The 20,779-nt window shown below is 68.9% G+C and carries 22 protein-coding genes and 1 pseudogene; 4 read left to right on the forward strand and 19 right to left on the reverse strand.

Going from position 1 to position 20,779, the window contains the following annotated elements; translation table 11 throughout:
• Positions 1–50: 50 nt before the first annotated feature.
• Together WKC72_RS02080 and WKC72_RS02085 are read right to left on the reverse strand one after the other, a co-directional pair.
• Entirely contained in the window at positions 51–980 is a 930-nt protein-coding gene (locus tag WKC72_RS02080) for an NADP-dependent oxidoreductase (RefSeq protein ID WP_370181588.1), read from the reverse strand.
• Positions 981–1,038: 58 nt separating this feature from the next.
• Positions 1,039–1,152, reverse strand: a pseudogene (locus WKC72_RS02085) (uracil-DNA glycosylase); the annotation flags it as partial.
• A 64-nt stretch (positions 1,153–1,216) separates the two neighbouring features.
• On the opposite strand from WKC72_RS02085, the gene WKC72_RS02090 reads away from it, so the two are divergent.
• Both WKC72_RS02090 and WKC72_RS02095 read left to right on the forward strand, forming a co-directional pair.
• Positions 1,217–1,582, forward strand: a complete 366-nt coding sequence (locus WKC72_RS02090; protein ID WP_009477076.1) for a RidA family protein — start codon at positions 1,217–1,219, stop codon at positions 1,580–1,582.
• 108 nt (positions 1,583–1,690) lie between these two features.
• Positions 1,691–2,251: a MarR family winged helix-turn-helix transcriptional regulator gene (locus WKC72_RS02095; RefSeq protein WP_174233872.1), complete on the forward strand. Its 561-nt coding sequence runs from the start codon at positions 1,691–1,693 to the stop codon at positions 2,249–2,251.
• A gap of 9 nt (positions 2,252–2,260) precedes the next feature.
• Here WKC72_RS02095 and WKC72_RS02100 read toward each other — a convergent pair whose 3' ends face one another.
• The 17 genes from WKC72_RS02100 to WKC72_RS02180 all read right to left on the reverse strand — a co-directional run bounded on the left by WKC72_RS02100 (position 2,261) and on the right by WKC72_RS02180 (position 18,775).
• Positions 2,261–2,950, reverse strand: a complete 690-nt coding sequence (locus tag WKC72_RS02100; protein WP_037228327.1) for a TetR/AcrR family transcriptional regulator — start codon at positions 2,948–2,950, stop codon at positions 2,261–2,263.
• 20 nt (positions 2,951–2,970) lie between these two features.
• Complete coding sequence (locus tag WKC72_RS02105) at positions 2,971–4,002, reverse strand: aromatic ring-hydroxylating dioxygenase subunit alpha (RefSeq protein WP_037228329.1); 1,032 nt, start codon at positions 4,000–4,002, stop codon at positions 2,971–2,973.
• Between the two features lies 1 nt (position 4,003).
• On the reverse strand, positions 4,004–4,216 hold the full coding sequence (locus tag WKC72_RS02110) for a recombinase-like helix-turn-helix domain-containing protein (protein WP_005248918.1): 213 nt from the start codon (positions 4,214–4,216) through the stop codon (positions 4,004–4,006).
• Between the two features lie 12 nt (positions 4,217–4,228).
• Positions 4,229–5,188 carry a PDR/VanB family oxidoreductase gene (locus WKC72_RS02115; protein WP_052032926.1) on the reverse strand — a complete coding sequence of 320 codons (960 nt, stop codon included), beginning with the start codon at positions 5,186–5,188 and terminating at the stop codon, positions 4,229–4,231.
• Between the two features lie 110 nt (positions 5,189–5,298).
• Positions 5,299–6,033 (reverse strand): MBL fold metallo-hydrolase, encoded by a 735-nt coding sequence (locus WKC72_RS02120; RefSeq protein ID WP_037228332.1) that lies wholly within the window; start codon positions 6,031–6,033, stop codon positions 5,299–5,301.
• Positions 6,034–6,121: 88 nt separating this feature from the next.
• A complete protein-coding gene (locus WKC72_RS02125; protein WP_037228335.1) occupies positions 6,122–7,270 on the reverse strand; it encodes an MBL fold metallo-hydrolase in 1,149 nt (382 codons plus the stop codon).
• Positions 7,271–8,401 (reverse strand): FAD-dependent monooxygenase, encoded by a 1,131-nt coding sequence (locus WKC72_RS02130; protein ID WP_370181589.1) that lies wholly within the window; start codon positions 8,399–8,401, stop codon positions 7,271–7,273.
• Entirely contained in the window at positions 8,398–10,047 is a 1,650-nt protein-coding gene (locus WKC72_RS02135) for a thiamine pyrophosphate-binding protein (RefSeq protein ID WP_370181591.1), read from the reverse strand. Before WKC72_RS02135 ends, WKC72_RS02130 begins: the two co-directional genes overlap by 4 nt.
• Positions 10,040–10,822: an SDR family oxidoreductase gene (locus WKC72_RS02140; protein ID WP_112301545.1), complete on the reverse strand. Its 783-nt coding sequence runs from the start codon at positions 10,820–10,822 to the stop codon at positions 10,040–10,042. The genes WKC72_RS02135 and WKC72_RS02140 overlap by 8 nt, the downstream gene beginning before the upstream one ends.
• Before the next feature lie 16 nt (positions 10,823–10,838).
• Complete coding sequence (locus WKC72_RS02145) at positions 10,839–11,588, reverse strand: 3-oxoacyl-ACP reductase family protein (protein WP_037228344.1); 750 nt, start codon at positions 11,586–11,588, stop codon at positions 10,839–10,841.
• 2 nt (positions 11,589–11,590) lie between these two features.
• Positions 11,591–12,097 carry a cupin domain-containing protein gene (locus WKC72_RS02150; protein WP_005248926.1) on the reverse strand — a complete coding sequence of 169 codons (507 nt, stop codon included), beginning with the start codon at positions 12,095–12,097 and terminating at the stop codon, positions 11,591–11,593.
• Between the two features lie 14 nt (positions 12,098–12,111).
• Positions 12,112–12,894, reverse strand: coding sequence for an alpha/beta fold hydrolase (locus WKC72_RS02155; RefSeq protein WP_370181593.1), 783 nt, complete (start codon positions 12,892–12,894; stop codon positions 12,112–12,114).
• Complete coding sequence (locus WKC72_RS02160; protein ID WP_005254764.1) at positions 12,891–13,820, reverse strand: VOC family protein; 930 nt, start codon at positions 13,818–13,820, stop codon at positions 12,891–12,893. The genes WKC72_RS02155 and WKC72_RS02160 overlap by 4 nt, the downstream gene beginning before the upstream one ends.
• A gap of 190 nt (positions 13,821–14,010) precedes the next feature.
• Positions 14,011–15,519 (reverse strand): aldehyde dehydrogenase, encoded by a 1,509-nt coding sequence (locus WKC72_RS02165; protein ID WP_370181594.1) that lies wholly within the window; start codon positions 15,517–15,519, stop codon positions 14,011–14,013.
• Positions 15,516–16,898 carry an MFS transporter gene (locus WKC72_RS02170; RefSeq protein WP_012691029.1) on the reverse strand — a complete coding sequence of 461 codons (1,383 nt, stop codon included), beginning with the start codon at positions 16,896–16,898 and terminating at the stop codon, positions 15,516–15,518. Before WKC72_RS02170 ends, WKC72_RS02165 begins: the two co-directional genes overlap by 4 nt.
• A 129-nt stretch (positions 16,899–17,027) precedes the next feature.
• Complete coding sequence (locus tag WKC72_RS02175) at positions 17,028–17,738, reverse strand: ABC transporter ATP-binding protein (RefSeq protein ID WP_370181595.1); 711 nt, start codon at positions 17,736–17,738, stop codon at positions 17,028–17,030.
• Positions 17,735–18,775 (reverse strand): ABC transporter permease, encoded by a 1,041-nt coding sequence (locus WKC72_RS02180; RefSeq protein WP_370181596.1) that lies wholly within the window; start codon positions 18,773–18,775, stop codon positions 17,735–17,737. The genes WKC72_RS02175 and WKC72_RS02180 overlap by 4 nt, the downstream gene beginning before the upstream one ends.
• A 198-nt stretch (positions 18,776–18,973) precedes the next feature.
• Here WKC72_RS02180 and WKC72_RS02185 point away from each other — a divergent pair, with 198 nt between their 5' ends.
• Both WKC72_RS02185 and WKC72_RS02190 read left to right on the forward strand, forming a co-directional pair.
• Positions 18,974–20,125: a sensor histidine kinase gene (locus WKC72_RS02185; protein WP_370181597.1), complete on the forward strand. Its 1,152-nt coding sequence runs from the start codon at positions 18,974–18,976 to the stop codon at positions 20,123–20,125.
• Positions 20,122–20,745, forward strand: a complete 624-nt coding sequence (locus WKC72_RS02190; protein ID WP_370181598.1) for a response regulator — start codon at positions 20,122–20,124, stop codon at positions 20,743–20,745. Before WKC72_RS02185 ends, WKC72_RS02190 begins: the two co-directional genes overlap by 4 nt.
• Positions 20,746–20,779: the final 34 nt, after the last annotated feature.

Consider the following 20,779-nt stretch of genomic DNA (forward strand, 5'->3'; position numbering starts at 1 on the left):
CCCGTGAGCACTTATTAACGTCCGGCGGTTAATAAGTACTCACGGGCGCGTCAGCGCAAGAGGATCTTCCCGCGGCTGCCGCCCTTCTCGCCGGCGCGCTGCGCGTCGGCCGCATCGGTCAGCGGGAACGTGCGGGCCGGCGGGAGGGCCAGCTTCCCGTCCGCGGCGAGGGCGCCCAGCCGGCGCAGTGTCTCCGCGTTCCGATCGCCGGCGTTGCCGGACGAGAACGTGATTCCCAGCCCGAACGCGGCACCGTCCGACAGCGTCACGATCCGGTCGGTGCCTCCACGCAGTTCCATCGCCGCCTCGAGTCCGCCGAAGCCGGCGTCGAGGACGGCGTCCACACCGTTCGGGGCGAGTTCGCGGACCCGGGCCGCCAGTCCCTCGCCGTACGTCGTGGGGGTCACGCCCAGCTCCCGCAACGCGTCGTGGTGTTTCTCGCTCGCGGTGCCGATCACGGTGACGCCCGAATCCAGCGCCAGTTGCGCCGCAATGGTTCCCACCGCCCCGGACGCGCCGTTCACCAGCAACGTCTCACCGGACGTCAGCTTCAGGAGCCGCAGTCCGCGAGTGGCGGCCTCGCCTGCGACGGGGATGGTGGCGGCGTCCGTCCAGCTCAACCCTTTCGGCTTCGGCACGACGATCGACGCGAGCGCGTACTCGGCGTAGCCACCGGTGTCGGACCAGCCGAACACCTCGTCGCCGACCACCACACCGGTCGCGTCCGGACCGACCGCGTCGACCACGCCGGCCACTTCGCTACCCGGGATCTTCGGGAACTGCACCGACATCACCTCGGCCATCGACCCCGACCGCAGCTTCCAGTCGATCGGGTTCACCCCGGCGGCCCGGATGACGAGGCGTACCTGGTTGCCGGTGGGCTCGGGCACCGGCACGTCGTGGGTCTCGAGCACCTCGGGACCACCGTAGGACGAGTAGGAGACTGCCTTCATGGTCTGCTTCGGGTTGGAATTCGTCATGCCAACAATCTCGTCCTCGGCGGTCCGTCGCGCCAGAGATTCGGCTGCTGGATCATGCGGCGAGCGGGTGGATCATCGCGAAGACGTCCGGATCGACGTCGGGCTGCACGGCCGCCAGTTCGGCGATCAGCCACGGCCGGCATGCGACGCTCTCGGTGCGATTCGGCTTCTCCCTGTCAATTAGTTTAGCGCTAAGATATAATCACCGGAGAAGCCCACCGAGAAAGCGAGCCTCCATGTCTCTCACCGAAGTCACCGCCCACCACCCCTACAGCCCGGCCGTGGTCGCGGGCGGACTCGCGTTCGTCTCCGGCGCACTGTCCGTCGATGCCGAGGGCACCGCCGTCCCTGGCCGCACCGAGGCACTCGACGCCGCCGTCGACCGCATGGTCGATCGCCTCGCCACCGTCGGCGGACAGCTGAAGGACGTCGTCAAGCTCACCTACTACGTCACCGACCTGTCGCTGCGCGAGGAGGCGAACCGCCAGTTCGAGCGCATCTTCGACGAGCCGCGTCCCGCGCGCACGTTCCTCGAGGTCAGCAGCCTCCCCTACGGCGCCATCGCCGAGATCGACGCCGTCGCGGCGGTCGAGGGACGCTGACACCGCACCTGCCCGGCAGCGCCGCGGGTCCCCGTTCCGACGAATCGGCGGGGACCCGCGGCGCGTCGCCGTCACTTATGCTTCGTTAGATATCTTGGTACTAAACAGATGAGACCCTCGAGGATCCAGGAGGTGCGCCCGGTGACGCAACGCCCCGTTCCAGATCGCGATGCCGTCGACGACATCGTCGACCAGTGGGCCCACCAGTGGCCCGAACTGGATGTGAGCCCGCTGAAAGTGCTGGGCCGCCTGCACCGTTCGTATCTGCGCTACCAGACGTCCCTCGCCGCCGTGTTCGAGGAGCACGGCATCAACATGGCGTCGTTCGACGTTCTGGCCGCCCTCCGACGTTCGGGTCCGCCGTACCGGATGACGTCCGGACAGCTGGCGGAATCCGCCCTCGTCACCACCGGTGGAGTCACGCTGCGCGTCGACCGCCTGGAGAAGGCGGGACTCGTGCAGCGGGAGCGCGACGCCGAGGACCGCCGGATCGTGCACGCCCAACTCACCGACGAGGGACTGCGGGTGATCGAGAAGGTCGCGGAGGCCCACTTCGCCAACGAGTCGCAGATCCTCAGCGGGATGTCGACGGACGATCAGGCGGCGCTGGCCGAACTGCTCCGCAAGCTCGAGCACTCGATCGTCGAGAACCAGGCCCCCACCGCCTGACCGGAAGAGTCAGCTGGCCGCGCGGACGGTCAGGTCGGCGACCTCACCGAATCCGATGAACCGTTCGGACGCCGCCGTCATCTCCACGATGAACCGTCGCTGCTCGTCCTGCGACGCACCGATCAGGCGCGCCGCACCCGTCCACTGCGCCTCGGACAGTTTGCGGGCGAGCTGGGCGGGTTCGGCGCACGGCGTCGCGATCCCGGCCTGGTTGAGCCGTTCGATGAATCGGATGTACCGGCCGAGGATCCGGTTGTGTGCCGCCTCGAGCTGTTCCCCGATCACGGGGTCGACGGCGGCGCGGTCCTCGATCATCGTGAACAGGCGTCCGCTGCTGTAGACGGTCTCGATGAACGCCGCGGTGGCCGCCCGCAGGACGCTGCGCGGGTCCGCGTCCGGCGGGACCGGGATGCGCTGAGCCTCGACGAACGTGTCGAACACCGCGGCGGCGACGGCACGGAAGGCGTCGTCCCGGGATGCGAACCGGGCGGAGAATTCGGCCTGCGACACCCCGGCGGCAGCGGCGATGACCGCCTCGGAGGTGCGCTCGTATCCCAGCTCGGCGAAGCACCGCCCCGCCGCCTCGACCAACGCGAGCCGACCTCGATCGTCACCGTTCGTAAGCACCGCTCGCGCCTCCTCGTACCCCGGCCGGCGCCCGACGTGTCGGCCGTCACACATTCTTAGTTGACATTTCATTCACGTCAACCCGCGCGACCCTACGCCTCCTGAAGTGCCTTCGCCTGGGCCTCGGCCTGCGCCCGGTAGAGCCGGCGGAGCCGGATGACGCCGAGGTCGTGCTGGTACAGGTTCTCCGCCTGGTCCGCGTCGGATGCCATCGCCTCGAGCATGGTGCGGTCCTGCTCGAGCACCACCCAGTGCCGCTCCTCGAGCTTGGTGCGGTACAGGAACCGCCAGACGTCGCGTTCCCAGCCCTCGACGCGGCGGTAGCGCCAGAAGAACACCGCGGTGGTCTCGGCGTCGATCGGCGTTCCCATGCCGACGATGCCGAACGAGCCACCCGGGCCGGCGGTCGGCGGGTACGGGATCTCGAGATCCACCCAGTCGATGCCGGTACGGCAGAACTCGACCCAGTCGAAGTTCACACCCCGCTGGTCGGTCTTCTCGAAGAAGAACCCGCGATCGGTTTCGCGGATCCGGAACTTCGCGGACGTCTCGCCGCCGAACATCGAGTGCGATTCGCGGTGCAGGAACGCTCCGTGCATCGGGTCGAGCAGGTTCTCCAGCGTGAACCGCCACGGCGCCTTCCACTCCGCGTAGCAGAGGAAGTGTGAGATGCCGTCGTCCGTGAGGCGCTCGGGCAGTTCCAGGGGCGCGGGTTCGGCGTCGGGGTCGGTGCCGAACCAGGCGAGCACGGCGCCGGCCACTTCCTGCACGGGGAGGCTGGTCACCAGCCGTTTGCCCTCGAGGTTGCAGCCGGGCATTCCGGGGACGGAGACGACGGTGCCGCCGCCGTCCACCTGCACGCCGTGGTACTGGCAGGCGACCCGATCACCGAGGTGCTGGCCCTGCGACAGCGGGGCGCCGCGGTGCGGGCAGCGGTCGGCGAGCATGCGGAGGGTGCCGTCGGACTGACGGAACAGCAGCCAGTCCTCGCCGAGGCGCCGCACCTTCTTCATGTCGCCGCGCGCGACGAAGTCGGATGGGCACACCGCGTGCCACTGGTCGCGCATCCCGGTCGCGAAGATCTCGTCGCCGGTCAGTGCCGCCTTGCGCAGTCGGTTCACCATGTCAGGCCCCCATCCGTCGGATCTCGTCCGTGAAAGTGTCGGTGGTCCAGGCGTCGCCGCCGGGACTGTGGATGCCGAGGGCGTTCAAACCCTTCACCAGGCCTTCGAGGTGGTGCACACCGGTGCCGAAGACCTCTTCGATCGCACCGGCCAGCTTCCGTTCGTACGGGGTGGGTGCCGTGCCGGACTGGCGTGGTTGCAGATACAGGCTCATGGTTCTTCCCTTCTAGAGATCCAGCACGAGCTCGTCGGAGCGGGCGCGGGAAACGCAGATCATGATGGTGGTGCCGGACTCCTGCTCGGAGCTGGAGAGCAGGGAGTCGCGGTGGTCGGGGGTGCCGGCGAGGACGCGGGTTTCGCACGTTCCGCAGATGCCCTCGCGGCAGGAGTTGGGGACGTCGACGCCGGATTCCTCGAGGGTGTCGAGGATGGTCCGGTCGGGGGCGACGGTGGCCGAGATGCCGGATCGTTCGCAGATCACGCGGACGGGACGGTCGCCGGCGAGGGTGTCGGCGGGGATCTCCTTCGCCTTGAACCGCTCGAGCCGGATCGCGCCGTCCGGCCAGGAGCCGGTGTATCCCTCGACCGCGCCGAGCAGGCCCTCGGGGCCGCAGGCGTAGACGAGTGTCTCCGCGCGGGCGGCGCCGAGGATGGCGGCCAGATCGAGGATGCCGTCGGCCTCCTCGGTGACGACGTGCACGCGGTCGCCGTATGCGGACAGTTCGTCGAGGAACGCCATCGACGCGCGGGCACGGCCGCCGTAGTGCAGTTCCCATTCGGCGCCCATGCGTTCGGCTTCCCCGATCATCGCGAGGATCGGCGTGATGCCGATGCCGCCGGCGATGAACACGTAGCGCGGCGAGGGCAGGAGTTCGAAGTTGTTGCGGGGCGCGCTCACCGACAGGCTGTCGCCGGGCCGCAGCGTCTCGTGGACGTGCCGGGAGCCGCCTCGGCCGGTCACCTCGTGGAGGATCGCGACGCGGTACCCGGTCTTGTCGTCGGGGTCTCCGCACAGGGAGTACTGGCGGATGGTCCCGCGGTTCAGGTGCAGGTCCAGGTGGGCGCCCGGCGTCCACCGGTCGACCGCGCCGCCGTCTTGTCGTTCGAGGCGGAGCGAGACCACGCCCGAGGACTCGACCCGCATCTGACGCACCATCATGGGGACGGTGTCTGCGTCTGTTGTCATCGCTCACTCCCAGGCTCAACCGAAGGCATAGTTCCTTAGTGCTCAATAATTTAGCACTAAGATGTATCGTGCGCCACAGTTGAGGGGAAATTCGTCGAGTACAGGCCGAGCTACTCCGCTTCGCGGTACCGCACGGTCTCGGCCGCGAGCCGCTCCTCGTACGCCTGCGCGAGGTCGTGCAGAGCCTGCACGCAGTCACCGGTGAACACCGGCGCGTGCATCGGCGCCAGCAGCAGGGGCTCGAGATCGGCGAGTCCCCGGATCGTGGGTCCGAGCGCCGGCGTCAAGCACGTCGCGTTCCCCATGTCCTCGGCCGCGATCGCCGGGCCGACGATCTCCTCCTCCGTGGCAGGCGGGTGATGACCGAACGCGGTGAACAGGTCGCCACAGAACAGTGTCTGCGTCGTCTCCTCGAAAACCAGCCCGGCGTCCCACCCGTGCGGAACGTGCGGAGTGTCGAGGTGACGGACCCGTCTGGTGCCCGTCTCCATCACGTCGCCGTACTGCAGGGGACGCGGCATCCGATCGGCGAGGTCGTTGACCTGTACGAAGCACCCCAACGCCCCGTGCGCGACCTCGGCGTTCGGCGCGGCCGCCAGCCACGAGTTCATCGCGCCGCACTCGTCGGCCTCGACGTGCCCGAACGTGATCCACCGCAGCCTGTCGAGAGGAATCAGCCGGCCGACCGCCTCGGACACGGACGGGAACAGCGCACGCTGGCCGGTGTGGAACAGCAGCGGTTCCTCACCGTCGACGAGGAACTGGTTCATGATCAGGTTCGGCTCGTCCAGATACGTGGACAGCCGGTAGATGTCGGGAGCGATCTCGGTAATCGTGGTGTCCATCCCTGGCTCCGATCACGTCACGGTGTCGTGAGATCCAGCCTTCTCGGGACAGCGGCGGCGCGCAAGATCCTGCGGGTCCGCGACGGGGTCACCGTCGTTGCCCGACGCCGATCCGGACGAGGTCGTGCCCGACTGTGACGGTGCCGGCGAACGTGGACTTCACGCCGCGTTCCCACTGGTCGTCGGTGACCTGCCGAGGGTCGCCCGGTCCGATGTGGGAGAGAACCACCTGGCGGACATCCGCGTCCGTGGCGACGCGCCCGACGTCCTGCGCGGTGGTGTGCGCCTGAATCATGTGCTCGACCAGTGCGGGACCTGAAGTCGCGGCGTAGAAGTCGACGTCGATGACCTCGTGGACGAGGATGTCGGATCCCTGAGCGAGCCGAACCACGTTCGGCGATTTCGCGGTGTCGCCGGAGAACGTGACGGCACCGTCCGCCGTGTCGAACCGGTACGCCAGCGACGGGTAGACCGGGCCGTGTGGAACGAGCGTCGCGGTGACCCGGACGCGGTCGTCTTCGAAGACCGGGAAGGGTTCCATCTCCGGGGCGGTGTTGTCGGCGGACGCGCCCGCCGACTCCGGCGGCAGTACGTCGTGCAGCGACAACCGCTGTCCGTAGTCGGACTGGGCACCCTTTTCGACGTTGCGGATGTTGATGTCGTAGGCGAATGCGTCGAGGACGCCCGCGAACAGATCAGTCAGTCCGGGTGTCGGCGATGCCGGACTCTGGATCGGAATACTCTGTCCGCCGCGCGGTGCCGACAGTCGGCCCGCCGAGCCGGGGCCGTACACCGGCACCACGTTGCGGAACGTGTAGGACGGGGTCCCGCCCGGCAGCCAGAAGACGTTGAACAGGTCGGCGATGTGATCGCTGTGCATGTGCGTGACGAAGACGCCACCGAGCGAATCCGCGGCGATACCGGCCTGGATCAGCTTGCGGCTCGACCACGGACCCGCGTCGATCAGGTACGGTCTGTCGCCGACGACGAGCACACTGGACGTGCCGCTCCGCCCCGGCACGGCGATGGGTCCGGCCGCCGTGCCGAGCAGAATCAGCGTCGTCGCGTAGCCGTCGACGTCACCGGACAACTCGTAGGCGTCCGGTGGCGTGGCGCCGCTCGGCTGCGCGTCCGAGGTGTGCGATGCGCAGCTCGTCGCGGCGACGGCGGTGGCCGCAGACCCCAGCAGCGCCAGCGCCCTTCGCCTCGACAGCCCTTGTCGACCGACAGGTTCCATCTATGCGCCCGCTCGGGCCGCGGCCAACTCCAACGGCACGTGCCAGGCGTCGTATTCGTAGACCCAGTCGCCGTTGCCCGCGACCTTCAGCCATTCGTTGGACCGAGAGCCGCGCTGGATGCGCGAGGTCCGCTGCAGTCGCGTGTCCTGGTAGGTCTGCAGCGCGACTGCGGGGTCGTCGAACAGGCTCAGGCAGCGGGACAGGACGACGGCGTCTTCGATGGCCATACCGGCGCCCTGCGCCATGAACGGCATCATCGGATGGGCCGCGTCGCCGAGGAGCACGGCGCGCCCGTCGGTCCACGATTCCAGCGGGTCACGAACGTAGAGAGCCGATTTCAGGACGTCGTCGCAGGCGTCGAGCAAGGCTCGTGCCTCGGGGTGGAAGTCGCGGTACAGCTCACGCAGTTCGGTGACGGAACCGGGTGTGGTCCACGATTCCTCGGTCCATTCCTGCTGCGCGCAGGTGGCGAAGACGAAGATGTCCTTGCCCTGATTGAGGGGGAACGTCACGATCTGCGTCGACGGATTCGGCCCCCACCACTTGGTGAAGCAGTCCAGGTTGGGCAGGTTGCCGACGCGTTCGGTGGGGACGACGGCGCGGAACGCCACGACCCCTGTGAACGTCGGCTGTTCGCGCCCGAGCAGCGAGGTCCGGACCGCCGAGTGGATGCCGTCGGCACCGACGATCACGTCCGCGGAAACGGCACTGCCGTCGGTGAACTCGATGCGGCCGTCCGCAGCGCCGCTGACGCGGCGACCCATTTCGACGACACCCGACGGCAACCGGTTCTCGAGCGCGGTCATGAGGTCGCCCCGGTGCATGGTCAACTGCGGTGCACCGTACTGCTGTTCCGCGCTGTCGCCCATCGGCAGCCGGGACGTTTCGGCACCCGTGTCCCACGTGCGGCTGATCCGGAACTGCGGGCGGGCGGCGGATTCGCGGATCGCCGGCCCGATGCCGAGTCCGTCGAGAGCCCGGACCGCGTTGGGGGTGAGGTTGATGTCGGCGCCGACGCGGGCGAACTGCCTCGTCTGCTCGTAGACCGTGACGTCGAGACCGAACTTGCGGAGGGCGATCGCCGTGGCGAGTCCGCCGATGCCGCCGCCGCAGACGGCAACCGTGGTCACTGTGCACCCTTTCCGGGCACCGTGACGGGCGGCGTGAACGGTGCCGGCATGTCGCCGTAGGCGGCGAGATCGACCTCGACGATCACCGGCGCCTGCCGCGACACGGCGTCGGCGAGCACCTCGTGGGCCTCGGCGGCGCCACCGATCCGCAGGTACGGCACGCCGATGGACTGCGCCAGCAACGGGAAGTCGGGGGTGACGAGGTCGACGGCGTAGGTGTCTTCGCCGCCGCCCTTCTGCATGTTGCGCAGCACGCCGTAGCCGCCGTCGTTGAACACGAGCAGCACCAGCCACGGCTTCTCCTGCGCCATGGTCAGGATCTCGCCGAAGTGGACGGCCAGGCCGCCGTCGCCGACGAGCGCGAGGGTGGGCCGGGTCTCGTCGGCCAGTGCGGAACCGATGGCCATGCCGAGGCCCTGTCCGATGCCGCCGCCGCGGGGGAAAACGTTGGACTTGGGGTCGAACATCGGCAGCAGTCGGTTGCCCCAGGAACTCGACGCGATGGTCACGTCGCGGGCGATCACGGAATCCTGCGGGAACGCGGCACGCACGGCGTCGCACAGCACCGCGTGGTCGCCGAGTCCGGCGCGCTGCTTGCTGCGGACGAGTTCACGGGTGGTGCGGGCACGTTCGGTCCAGGCGGCGTCGACGGGCGCCAGGCCCGGCAGTTGACGGAGGAACGTGGCGATGTCGGCGGTGACCCCGGCCTGCGCCGGGTAGACGCGTCCGACCGCGGCCGCATCGATATCGACCTGCACGTGCACGGCGGGGACGGGCATGGAGTAGTCGCCGGTCTCGTTGGACCGGAAGTGGGTGCCCAGCGACAGCAGCACGTCGGCATCCTGGAGGAGCTCACGCCCGACCGGGGTGTTGCCGTAGTTGCCGATGCACAGCGGATGGTCCTCGGGCACGGCGCCGCGGCCGGAGTTGCTGGTGAGCAACGGGACTCCCCACTGCTCCACCAGTTCGGTCAGCTCGGCACCGGCTGTCGCGACACCGCCGCCCGCCCAGATCACCGGGCGTTCCGCCGACCGCAGCAGGGCGAAGGCGACGGCCAGCTCGTCGGCGTCCGGCGTGCGCGGCGACTCCGACACCGGCTCGACCACGTCGATGACGTGCTCCGCGTACTGGAGGTCGATCGGCCATTCGATGCTCGACGGGCCGCCGGGCGCGGCGAGGGCGGCAGCGACGCCTTCCCGCAACACCTTTCCGGCGCTGTCGGTGTCGAGGATGGTGGCGGCATGCTTCGACGTCGCCGTCAGCATCCCCAGCTGATCCTTGGTCTCGTGAATGAACCCGCGACCAGAGCCGAGGTACCGGCTCTCGACGTTGCCCGTCACGTGCAGCACCGACGTTCCGGCGCTGAGCGATTCGATCAGCGACCCGGCCGCGTTGCCGGCACCCGTGCCGGTACTCGTGAGAGCGCAGCCGAGTCCGCCGGTGGCCCGGGCGTACCCGTCCGCCGCGCTGACGGCGGTGGCCTCGTGCCGGACCGGCACGAACCGCAGGTGCTTGCTGACCGCCTGCACCAGGGGCTGGTTGTGGACGCTCACGATGCCGAAGACGGTGTCGACCCCGGCCTCGCGCAGCACCTGGACGAGCAGGTCGCCCCCATTACCCACAGACATGGTGTTCCTCTCAGACATAACGCGCGACGCCTCCGCAGACGTCGAGGCTGGTGCCCGTCACATAGGACGAGCGGGGGGACAGCAGGGTCACGATCATGGCGGCCACCTCGTCGGCGCGGCCGAACCGGCCGAGGCCGATGCCGCGGTCCTGGGCGATCTCCGCCTCCCATTCGGCGAATGTGGCGTCGGTGCCGGATTCCTCGTAGCGGCGCCGCCACTGGCCGGTGTCGACCAGTCCGAGCGACACCGAATTGACGCGGATGCCGTCGGCGGCGAGTTCCAGTGACAGCGACTTGCTGAGGTTCAGCAGCCCGGCCCGGGCGGCGCTGGTGGTGACCAGCCGCGGCTCGGGCTGACGTGCGAGCACCGCCGAGATGTTGACGATGGCCGCGGCGTCGGACTTGCGCAGCGCCGGCAGGGCGGCCTCGACCGTGTTGAGGACGCTGGAGAACTTGAGGTCGAGTTCGTCGCGCCAGTCGTCGAGCGTCGCCTCGCCGCGCGGGACCATGCGGGACTTGCCTGCGTTGTTGACCAGACCGTCGAGGCCGCCGAATCGGGCGACACCGGCGTCGACCAGCGCAGCGACCGCGGCCGGGTCCCGGACGTCGCAGGACGCGGTGAGGACACGGTCGCTGCCGGGCAGCGGCGCGATCACGGAGTCGAGCCGGTCGCGGTCGCGCGCGCAGGTGACGACGTTGGCACCCTCCTCGAGCAGCATCGCGACAGTGGCGAGCCCGACCCCCGAGCTTCCGCCGGTCACCAGGTGGGTGCGGTCTTTCAGTTGCAGGTCCACGACGTGGTCCCCTTCTCTAGTTCAGGACGAATCCGCCGTTGACGACGAGTTGCTGACCGGTGATGTACGACGCCTCGGGTCCCATCAGGAACGCGACCGCGCCGACGAGATCCGACGGTTGCTGCGGCCGTTCGAGCGCCCGGTTGAGGCGGTACAGCTCGTGCCGGTGCTCCGGAACCTGCTGCGCCGATTCGCTTTCGGTCAGACCGGGCGAGACGGTGTTGACGGTGATGCCGTGCGGGCCGAGGTCGCGGGACATGGCGCGGGTCAGCGCGGCCACCCCACCCTTGGAAGCGATGTAGTGCGCGAGGCGCGGCGAACCGTACAGGGCGGCGTCCGAGCCGATGGTGACGACTCGTCCGCCTCCATTCCCGATGATGGAGGGAACGATCGCCCTGCTCACGAGGAACGTGCCGCGCAGGTTGACGCCCAGCACACGGTCCCACTCGTCGATGCCGAGTTCGTGAATCGGTTTGCCGCCCACGCCGTCCGCGAGGGCCGCGTTGTTGACGAGGCCGTACAGCGGGCCGCCGGAGGTGACGGTGGCCGCCATCGCGTCGACGGACTCCGCGTCGCGGAGATCGACCCGGACGAACTGTGCCTTGACGCCGTCGGCGCGCAGGCTCTCCGCCGCGTCCTCGCCCCAGTCCTCGCGGATGTCGGCGAGCCACAGGGTGGCGCCGTCCTCGCCGAGCCGGCGGGCCAGGGCGAGGCCGAGACCCCGCCCCGCCCCGGTGACGAGAATGCTGCGGCCGTCGAGACTCATGGTCAGTCCCGCGTGACGCCGTGCATGGCCGACGTCTCGGGGTACGTCGGGATCTGCGGCTTCTGCGCGCCGATGATGACGCAGAACAGAGCGTCCTTGTCGCCGTTGTTCTTCAGGCTGCGCGGCACCCCGGCCGGCACGACGATCATGTCGCGGTAGCCGAGGGTGCGCTTCTCCACCTGGCCGTCGCGGTGGACGCCGACCTCCACCTCGCCCTCGAGGACGAAGAAGGCTTCCTCGGCGTCGTGGTGGGTGTGCTCCGGGCCCTCGGCTCCGGGGGGAAGCAGCATGTTGGAGAACGTGAATCCGCGCGAGACGATGGTGCGGTTGTCGTTCTCGTGGTTACCCGTCGCACCGGAGCCGACGTAGCGGATCTGCGCGCGCTTGAACTGGTCGCCGGCCTTGGCCTGGAAACCCAGGGTGTCCCAGTCCTCGTGGCGGGAGCCACGGGTGAGGATCAGCGAGTCGGTGAATTCCTTCAGGTCGGCGGTGCCGTATTCGAGTGTCATGTCGTGCTCCTTCTCTAGAGGTGGTTGCGTAGGCGTTCGGTGATGTGGATGAAGGACTCGACCCAGGCGTTGAAGGCCTCCGGCCGCTCCTGGTTCGCGAGGTGTCCGGCACCCCGGATGGTGACGAACACGGCGCCCGGAATTCCTCCGGCGAGAACCTGGCTCGCGGGAACCCCGGTCACCCCGTCCTCGTCCCCACCGAGGACGAGTGTGGGGATGTCGATCTTCGGCAGATCGGCCGTGTGATCGGTGGCCGCCATCGACTCGGCGGCGTACCCGTAGCCGGGCAGCCGGATCGACGAGGCCATGATCGCCGTGGCCTTCGCGGTCAGTTCGTCGTCGGCCGTACCGGACAGCAGGCGCGGGGCCCGTTCGGCGGCAAACGCTTCCGCGCCCTCCTGCTCGAGCGTCGCGGCCCGGGCGAGCATGCGGGCGGCGGCGTCGTCGTCCGCCCCCGAGCCGACGGTGGAACTGCCGAGCAGCAGACTCCGCACGAGCCCCGGGTGGCGCATCGCCAGCCGGGTGGCGGTCACGCCACCCCACGACATTCCCAGGACGTGCGCTCCCGCGTCACCGCAACGGTCGCGGATCACGTCGGCGGCGGCGTCGGCGTAGTCGTCGAGGTCGAACGGTCGGCCGGGGTCTTCGCTGCGGCCGTAGCCGGGAGCGTCCCAGGCCAGCAATCGCAGCGACGACGACAGTTCGTCGAACTGCGGCGCGAAACTGTCGGCGCTGCCGCCGATCCCGTGCAGCAGGAGCAGCGCGGGGCCGGAACCGGATTCGACGACGTGCGTCACGACGCCCGCCCGAGGTCGAAGCGCTCGAACGCACCCGGGTCGGGAATGCCGGCCATGTGGTCGCGGACCTGCTTGGACGGCGGGCCCGCGGTGCCCCAGAGGTCGGAGAGTTCCGGAACCCGGCGCCACACCTTGCACAGCCACCGGTCCTCGTCGACCTGCGCGATGCCGGACGTGTACTCGCACACCAGCCCTGCCGGGTCGGCGAAGTAGGAGAACGTGTTGTCGCCGGGGCCGTGCTTGCCCGGACCCCACAGCGGCACGGTGCCGTGATGACGCAACCGGCCGATGCCGCGCATGAAGTGGTCCACGGTGGGCATCTCGTAGGCGACGTGATTGACCGACGTCCACTCGGCCTGGTTGAACGCGATGCTGTGATGGTCGGTGTTGCAGCGCAGGAACGCCATCTGGTGCTCGGACCAGTCGGAGACCCGCATGCCCAGGACGTCGCAGTAGAACGTCACCGCGGCGTCGATGTCGACGGTGTTGAGGACGACGTGCGTGACGCCGACCGGCACGGCGTCCTCGCGGCCGAGCTTCGGGACCGCCAGTGCGTCGGCGAGCAGTTCGACGACGCGGCCCTCGGGGTCGACCAGGCTCACGCCGTAGCCGCCGCCGAGATCGTCGACCGGCCCCGGGCCGCTGACGATCGGGACGCCGCGGAGTTCGAGTCGGCGGGCGGCCTCGTCGACCTCGGCCGGCGTGGCGACGGCGAACGTGATGCGGCCGAGGCCGTTCCGCTCGGCCTGGGTGAGTTGCAGCGCGTGGTGGTGCTCACCGGTCCCCCGCAGCCAGGCACCGTCCGTGCCCTGCTCGACCACGCGCAGCCCCCAGACCTCCGAGTAGAAGTCGGTGGATTCGATGCTGGCCTGCGTGCGCAGTTCGACGGAGCGCAGGCACCGCAGCCGGGCTATGGGTTGGTTCATCGCATGCCTCCAGTTGCTTAGGTCTCAATATCTTAGCGCTAAAGTAATAGGTCGTACAGAGCTGACGGAAATTTCTTTCCGGACGACCTACTACTTCAGCTTCCCCGTGGGCCGATGTGACAGCGGTTCAGTCAGACGGAACTCGTGTGACATTCGGCGACGCAGATTAATCTGCCCACGAGCGGGTCGCTCAATTTGCCCACGGGTTGGGTTCCTCGTCGAGGCCCCAGTAGATGCTCTTCTGCCGCGAGTAGGCGGCGATACCGCTGCGCCCCTTCTCCACCCCGAGTCCGCTCTCCTTGACGCCGCCGAACGGCGTCGAGATGCTGAACTGTTTGTAGGTGTTGATCCACACGGTGCCGGCCTGCAGTCGGCGGGCGAGTTTCCAGGCGCGACGGTAGTCGCCGGTCCAGATTCCGGACGCCAGACCGAACACCGAATCATTGGCCTGGGCAACCAGATCCGTGTCGCCGTCGAACGGCAGGACCACGAGGACGGGTCCGAATATCTCCTCCTGGCAGGTGCGTGACCCGTTGGGGAGCCCGTCGATGATCGTCGGCAGGTAGTACGCGCCGTCGCGCAGTCGCTCGTCGTCGGGGATCGCCCCGCCGCACAACACTCGTCCGCCCTCTTCGCGAGCGAGGTCGACGTACGCGGCGACGCTGTCGCGGTGCTTGCGGTGGACCATCGGCCCGACCTGAGTGTCGGGGTCGCGGCCGGGACCGAGGCGCAGTTGCTGCGTCTTGACCACCAGCTTCGCGAGGAACTCGTCGTAGATGCGGCGGTCGACGAACAGCCGGGACCCTGCGATGCAGCTCTGCCCGGTGGACGAGAAGATCCCGTACATCACGCCGTTCACGGCGGCGTCGAGGTCGGCGTCGTCCAGCACGATTGTCGGCGACTTGCCGCCGAGTTCCAGCGACACGGGCATCAGCTTGTCGGCTGCGGCGTGCGCGATGGACCGTCCGGTGTTGGTGCCGCCGGTGAAGGTCACCTTCCCGACGCCGGGGTGGGTGACGATGGCGTCGCCGACCACCGAGCCCTTGCCCGGCAGCACCGACAGCAGACCCTTCGGCAATCCCGATTCGTCGATGAGCCGCGCCAGTTCCAGCGACACCAGCGGCGTCCACTCGGCGGGCTTGAGGACGACGGCGTTGCCTGCCGCCAGGGCGGGGGCGATCTTCTGCGCGTCGCTGGCCACCGGCGAGTTCCACGGTGCGATGGCGCCGACCACGCCGATGGGCTCGAGAACGCTCATCGTGAGGAAGTTGCCGCGCGGGGTGGTGAGGTCGTCGTCCGCGGTTTCGAGGACGGCGGCGAAGTAACGGAACGTGCCCGCCGCGCTGCCGACGAGGGCCGTGGTCTCGGCGACCGTCTTGCCGGTGTTGTAGCTCTGCAGCAGCGCGAGCCGGGACGTGTTCGCCTCGATGGTGTCGGCGATGCGGTGCAGGTACTTGGCCCGCTGGTGCGGGAGCAGCGCCCGCCATGCCGGGTCGTCGGCGGCGGCGCGGCCCTTCCGGACCGCCTCGTCGGCGTCGTCGGCGGTGGCCTGGTGGATCACCTGCAGGGTTTCGCCGTTCGACGGGTCCGTGACCGCGAAGGCGGGTCCGTTCGCCTGCCGCCACTGTCCGGCGACGAGGATCCGGTCGGCGACCGGGACGAAGGGCAGTGTCTGTGGTGCGGTGTCGAGGACGGTCACTGGGAGATCTCCTCGAGGGTCTTTTCGCGGGTTTCGACGGCGAAGAAGCCGACGACGAGGGCACCGATCATTGCGACCGCGGCGAACATTCCGAAGACGACGGTGAGGGTGCCGCCCCCGTCGAGGATGGCGCCGACGGCGAGGGGGCCGACGATGATGCCGAGACGTCCGCTCGCCCCGCCGATCGCGCAGCCGATGGCTCGCATCCGGGTCGGGTACAGCTCCGCGGTGTAGACGTAGAGCGCCATGTTGACCGCGAAGACGAACAGCGCGGATCCGGCCGACCAGAACAGGACCTTCGTCGCGGTGTCGGCGCCGGAGGCGGCGAGCAGGAAGAGCAGCGACGAGCACAGGACCATCGACGCGGTGATGCAGATGCGGCGACCGAGGTTGTCGATGAGGAACGCGACGAGGATGCATCCGATCAGGCCGGCGACGCTCGTGACGATGCTGTAGTGCAGCGCGGTGTCGACGCTGACGTCGAACGCCGACCGGTACAGCGTCGGCAGCCAGGACGCGATGCCGTAGTTGACGAAGTAGGCGCAGCCCCAGATGGCCGCGAGCATGAGGGTGCGACGCAGGTAGATGCCCCGGAAGGCCTCCGCGAAGGTTCCGCGGCGCACGTCGACGGCGACGGCGGGCAGCGGCTGCGGAGCCGGAAGCGTCTTGCCTGACTTCTCGGTGATCTCGTTCTCGATGCGGGTCATGGCTTTGTGTGCGTCTTCGTAGCGCCCACGCGACGCGAGCCAGCGCGGCGACTCGGGCAGCTTCCACAGCATCGGCAGCAGCAGGACGGGCAGCGCGCCGAGTGCGAACAGGATCTTGTAGCCGTAGTTGGGGACCACCCACGCCGACACGATCGCCGACATCACGAGCCCGATCGGGAAGATCACCTCGTAGAGCAGCACGAATCGTCCGCGCTTGTGGGCCTTGGTGATCTCGCCGATGTAGCTCGCCGCGACCGGGACCTCGGCGCCGAGGCCGATGCCCTGCACGAATCGGAAGACGAGGAAGAGCATCAGGCTGTCGGTGAACGCCATGCCGAGGCTCATCACGGCGTAGAGCGCGAGCGAGAAAATGATGACGTTGAGCCGGCCGACGCGGTCGGCGAACCAGCCGCCGGCGAGCGCGCCGACGAGCATGCCGATGCCGCCGATGGCGATCACCCAGGCGATGTCGCCGGGGGTCAGACCCCACTTGGGGATGAGGACGGGGAGTGAGTACGCGATCATCAACTGGTCGAAGCCGTCGAAGAACGTGACGGCGCCGACGATGACGCGTGCCTTGATATGCCACCTGCTCATCGGCAGGCGTTCGAGTCGGGCGCTGATCATCTCAGCTGTGGCAGCCATGGCGGGCGATACCGTCGTCATGAGCATCCTCAGGGTCGGGTCGAGGCATTTACTTAAGCCCTCAAAGGCTTACCGCTAAGATGTAATCTCACGCACACGATAAACGTCAACCCTTGACTTTGAAAGAAACATGTTGTTCACACCTGTGCGTACTTATTAACCTTCCGCGGTTAACAAGTGCTCACGGGTGACGGAGCCGTCGACTACGCGGTGGACTGCATCCATTCTGCACAGATGCGTGCGGTCGTGTGTCACCAGCAGCGTCGCGACCTTGCGCTCTCGCACGACACCGAGGAGCAGATCCATGATCGCGGCGCCCCGTTCCTGGTCGAGCGCGCTGGTCGGCTCGTCGACGACCAGCAGCGACGGATCGTTCATCAGCGCCCGGGCCAGGTTGATCCGCTGCCGCTGCCCACCCGACAACTGCCCGGGCCTCTTCCCGGCGTGGTCTGCGAGCCCGACGGCGTCGAGCAGGTCGCGAGCCTTCGCGCGCCCGGACCGCCGCGGCACGAACAACCGCTGCCCGAGATGCGCCATCACCTCCAGTTGTTCGAGGGCCGTCAACGACGACACCAGATTGGACTGCTGGAACACGATGCCGATCCGGTCGCGGCGCAGCGTGGACGCCTCCCGCCGGCTCAGCGCGGTGAGTTCGGTGGCGCCCAGCCGGACGGAGCCCGAGTCGGGCCGGATCAGTGTCGACGCCACCGCGAGGAGCGTCGACTTTCCGGAACCGGACGGACCGGTGATCGCGGCGATCTCACCCCGGCCGAGGGTCAGCGACACCGAGTCGAGGGCGGTGACGCGTCCCGCGCCGTCGGGGTAGGTGAGGGTGACGTCGTCGAGGGTGAGGGCGGGGGTGGTCATCGTGTGCTCCCGAGGGCGGTGAGGGGGTCGGTGGTGAACAGGAAGCGGAGCGCGAACGCGGCGCCGAGGAGGCCCAGCCCGACGAGGGCGGTGGCAGGCAGGAAAGTGGTGGAGACGTCGAGCACGAACGGCACGGCGTCGCCGATCATCGACCCGGCCACCGCCGCCGTCCCGACACCGACACCCACGCCGGCGAGCAGGACGACGAACGCCTGCCCGAGCGCGTCCCGCACGAGCGACCCGGTGGACGCGCCGAGCGCCTTCAACGTCGCGACATCGGGGGTGCGCTGCAGGGTCCAGACCGTGAAGAATGCGCCGATCACCAGCGCGGAGATCGCGAACAGCATCACCGTCATCAACGTCAGCGACCCGTTCTCGGAGGCATAGGAGCCGATGGCGGAGAAGGAGTCGGCCACACTTCGGGAGGTCGTCCCCGCGACGGCGTTCGTGGCGTCGTCCCCGCCGGACACCGCGAGCACCGTCGCCGCACCCCCGCGCGGGTTCGCGTGCTGCCAGTCGGCGAGCGTCATCCACACGGCCGGGCTGTGGCCGTACCAGTCGTCGCCGCGGACCGCGGTCACCGCGAAGGTGACGTCGCCGACGGTGAGACGGTCGCCGGCGCCGACGCCGAGGGATCGCGCCGCGCCGGCCCCGAGGATCACGGTTCCCGGCGCGGACGGTGCACGGTCGCCCACACCGCTGTCCGCGCCGACCAGTGCCACCCCCTTCGCCACACCTCCTACGGCCGACGCCGAGCCTCGTCCGACGCCGATCGGCTGCACCGAGTCGGCGCTCCGCCGCCAGACGGCCACCTGCTCGGACGTCAGCGCGGACTCGTCGAACGACGGACCGTCGCCGGAGGCGGCGAAGACCACCGACTCGGCGTCGATGCGTTCCACGACGGACACGTTCTGGTGACGCAGTCCGGCCGTGAGACCGCTGAGAAACGTGACGAGCAGCGCAATCAGCACCACGACGACGGATATCAGCGCGAAGCGACCACGCGCGGCACGCAGGTCTCTCGATGCGACGAACACAGGTGGTCCTCTCCAGATCACGACCGACTCCGCAGTCGATGCGGGCCGGGGCGGCGCTCACGGCCTCCGAACTCACCGTGCCCCGGACACGACACGGTTCCATCGCACGTGGGGTGGAATTCTCGGTGGTCGAAGGTCGGGTGCGCGTTCCGACTTTCGATGGATGCCCGGTGTGCTCGCGTCGATAAGCTGGGCGGGGTGCACCGCTCCCCTCTCACGCCCGTGTTCGCGGGACTCCAACTGGGACTGCATGCGCTGATCGCGGCGCTTACTGCAGTCGTGATCTTGCGCGCCGTCCTTCCGGACGCACCACAGGCACCGGCGATCGTGGTGCTGTCGGTGGCGTTTCTCGCGGTGTACGCGGCGGGAGCGACGCGTCGTCTGCGCGGGACGTGGTGGCTCGCAGCGTTGACGGCTCTGTGGGTGGCGCTGATGGTCCTCGCCCCCGACGCCGCCTATCTCGCGTTCGGGCTGTTCTTCCTGTACCTGCATCTGCTGCCGCGACGCTGGGGAGTCCTGGCGGTCGCAGCCGCGACCGTCGTTGCGGTCGTGGGTACCGGCATGCACCGCGGCTGGAGCGTCGCGGGTGTCGTCGGTCCGGTGATCGGTGCGTGCGTCGCGGTGGCGATCGGCCTCGGCTACCGGGCGTTGTACCGGGAGGCTGTCGAGCGCGATCGCCTCATCGACGAATTGACCCGAACCCGAGCCGAACTCGCCGAGCAGGAACGTGCCGCCGGCTCCCTGGCCGAACGTGAGCGGCTCGCACGCGAGATCCACGACACCGTCGCGCAGGATCTGTCGAGCATTCAGATGCTGCTCCACGCGGTCGAACGCGCCGCCCCCGACCATCCTGCCCGGGACCGCATCCGGCTGGCGCGGGAGGCGGCCGCCGACAGCCTCGCCGAAACCCGTCAGCTCATCGGCGATCTCACACCCGCCGTCCTCGACGGGCAGTCACTCGTGGACGCGCTCGCGCGGATCTGCACGCAGGCGAGGAGCGACACGTTCGACACCATTGCCGTGGTCGAGGGGGAGCCGGTGCGATTGCCGATGCCCGTCGAGGCGGCGTTGGTGCGGATTGCGCAGGGCGCGGTGTCCAACGTGGTCCGGCACGCACACGCGTCCCGGATGGCGATCACCCTCACCTACTACGAGGACGCGGTCCGGTTGGACGTCGTCGACGACGGCGTCGGCTTCGATGTCGAACTCCTCGACCGTGAACCGTCGAAGGCGTTCGGGCTGAATTCGATTCGCCGACGCGTCGAGCTGCTCGACGGGTCGATGTCGGTGGAGTCGGAACCAGGACTGACCGCGGTCGCGGTGTCGTTCCCGCTCGAGGTCGGCGCATGATCCGACTGCTGCTCGCCGACGACCACGCGATCGTTCGCGCGGGCCTGCGCGCCCTCCTCGAGCACGAGGACGACATCGAGGTGGTCGGCGAGGCAGCCACCGCGGACGCCGCCGTGGCGTTGTGCGCGACGACTCCGGTCGACCTCGTGCTCATGGACCTCCGGTTCGGCCCCGGTACCTCGGGCGTGGACGCCACCCGGAACCTGCGGTCCCTGCCGAACCCACCGCACGTGCTGGTCGTCACCAACTACGACACGGACGCCGACATCCTCGACGCGGTCGCGGCCGGCGCCGCCGGGTATCTCCTGAAGGACACTCCCCCGCCCGAACTCCTCGCCGCCGTCCGCGCGGCATCGGCCGGCGACAGCGTCCTCTCCCCGGCCGTGGCGTCGAAACTGATGACGCGCGTACGCCGACCTGCCACCAGCCTCAGCCCACGGGAGATCCAGGTGCTGACGTTGGTGGCTGCCGGGCGGTCCAATCGGGAGATCGGTAAGGAACTCTTTCTCTCCGAGACCACCGTGAAGTCCCATCTCGTCCACATCTTCGGCAAACTCGACGTCAAGTCCCGGACGTCCGCAATCGCGCGGGCCCGCGAGCTGGGCACCATCCCCAGGTGAGTGGCAATGTGTGCGGACGCACACATTGCCACTC

The organism is Rhodococcus wratislaviensis, from assembly GCF_041228765.1.
GTDB classification, from domain to species: domain Bacteria; phylum Actinomycetota; class Actinomycetes; order Mycobacteriales; family Mycobacteriaceae; genus Rhodococcus_F; species Rhodococcus_F wratislaviensis.

Coding starts and splice junctions, on each gene's coding strand:
- WKC72_RS02190 (WP_370181598.1), top strand. CDS start 20,122: ATGATCCGACTGCTGCTCGCCGACGACCACGCGATCGTTCGCGCGGGC.
- WKC72_RS02115 (WP_052032926.1), bottom strand. CDS start 5,188: ATGACAACAGACGCAGACACCGTCCCCATGATGGTGCGTCAGATGCGG.
- WKC72_RS02080 (WP_370181588.1), bottom strand. CDS start 980: ATGACGAATTCCAACCCGAAGCAGACCATGAAGGCAGTCTCCTACTCG.
- WKC72_RS02105 (WP_037228329.1), bottom strand. CDS start 4,002: ATGGTGAACCGACTGCGCAAGGCGGCACTGACCGGCGACGAGATCTTC.
- WKC72_RS02135 (WP_370181591.1), bottom strand. CDS start 10,047: ATGTCTGAGAGGAACACCATGTCTGTGGGTAATGGGGGCGACCTGCTC.
- WKC72_RS02160 (WP_005254764.1), bottom strand. CDS start 13,820: ATGAACCAACCCATAGCCCGGCTGCGGTGCCTGCGCTCCGTCGAACTG.
- WKC72_RS02120 (WP_037228332.1), bottom strand. CDS start 6,033: ATGGACACCACGATTACCGAGATCGCTCCCGACATCTACCGGCTGTCC.
- WKC72_RS02095 (WP_174233872.1), top strand. CDS start 1,691: ATGAGACCCTCGAGGATCCAGGAGGTGCGCCCGGTGACGCAACGCCCC.
- WKC72_RS02145 (WP_037228344.1), bottom strand. CDS start 11,588: ATGAGTCTCGACGGCCGCAGCATTCTCGTCACCGGGGCGGGGCGGGGT.
- WKC72_RS02170 (WP_012691029.1), bottom strand. CDS start 16,898: ATGCTCATGACGACGGTATCGCCCGCCATGGCTGCCACAGCTGAGATG.
- WKC72_RS02175 (WP_370181595.1), bottom strand. CDS start 17,738: ATGACCACCCCCGCCCTCACCCTCGACGACGTCACCCTCACCTACCCC.
- WKC72_RS02150 (WP_005248926.1), bottom strand. CDS start 12,097: ATGACACTCGAATACGGCACCGCCGACCTGAAGGAATTCACCGACTCG.
- WKC72_RS02110 (WP_005248918.1), bottom strand. CDS start 4,216: ATGAGCCTGTATCTGCAACCACGCCAGTCCGGCACGGCACCCACCCCG.
- WKC72_RS02125 (WP_037228335.1), bottom strand. CDS start 7,270: ATGGAACCTGTCGGTCGACAAGGGCTGTCGAGGCGAAGGGCGCTGGCG.
- WKC72_RS02090 (WP_009477076.1), top strand. CDS start 1,217: ATGTCTCTCACCGAAGTCACCGCCCACCACCCCTACAGCCCGGCCGTG.
- WKC72_RS02100 (WP_037228327.1), bottom strand. CDS start 2,950: ATGAAATGTCAACTAAGAATGTGTGACGGCCGACACGTCGGGCGCCGG.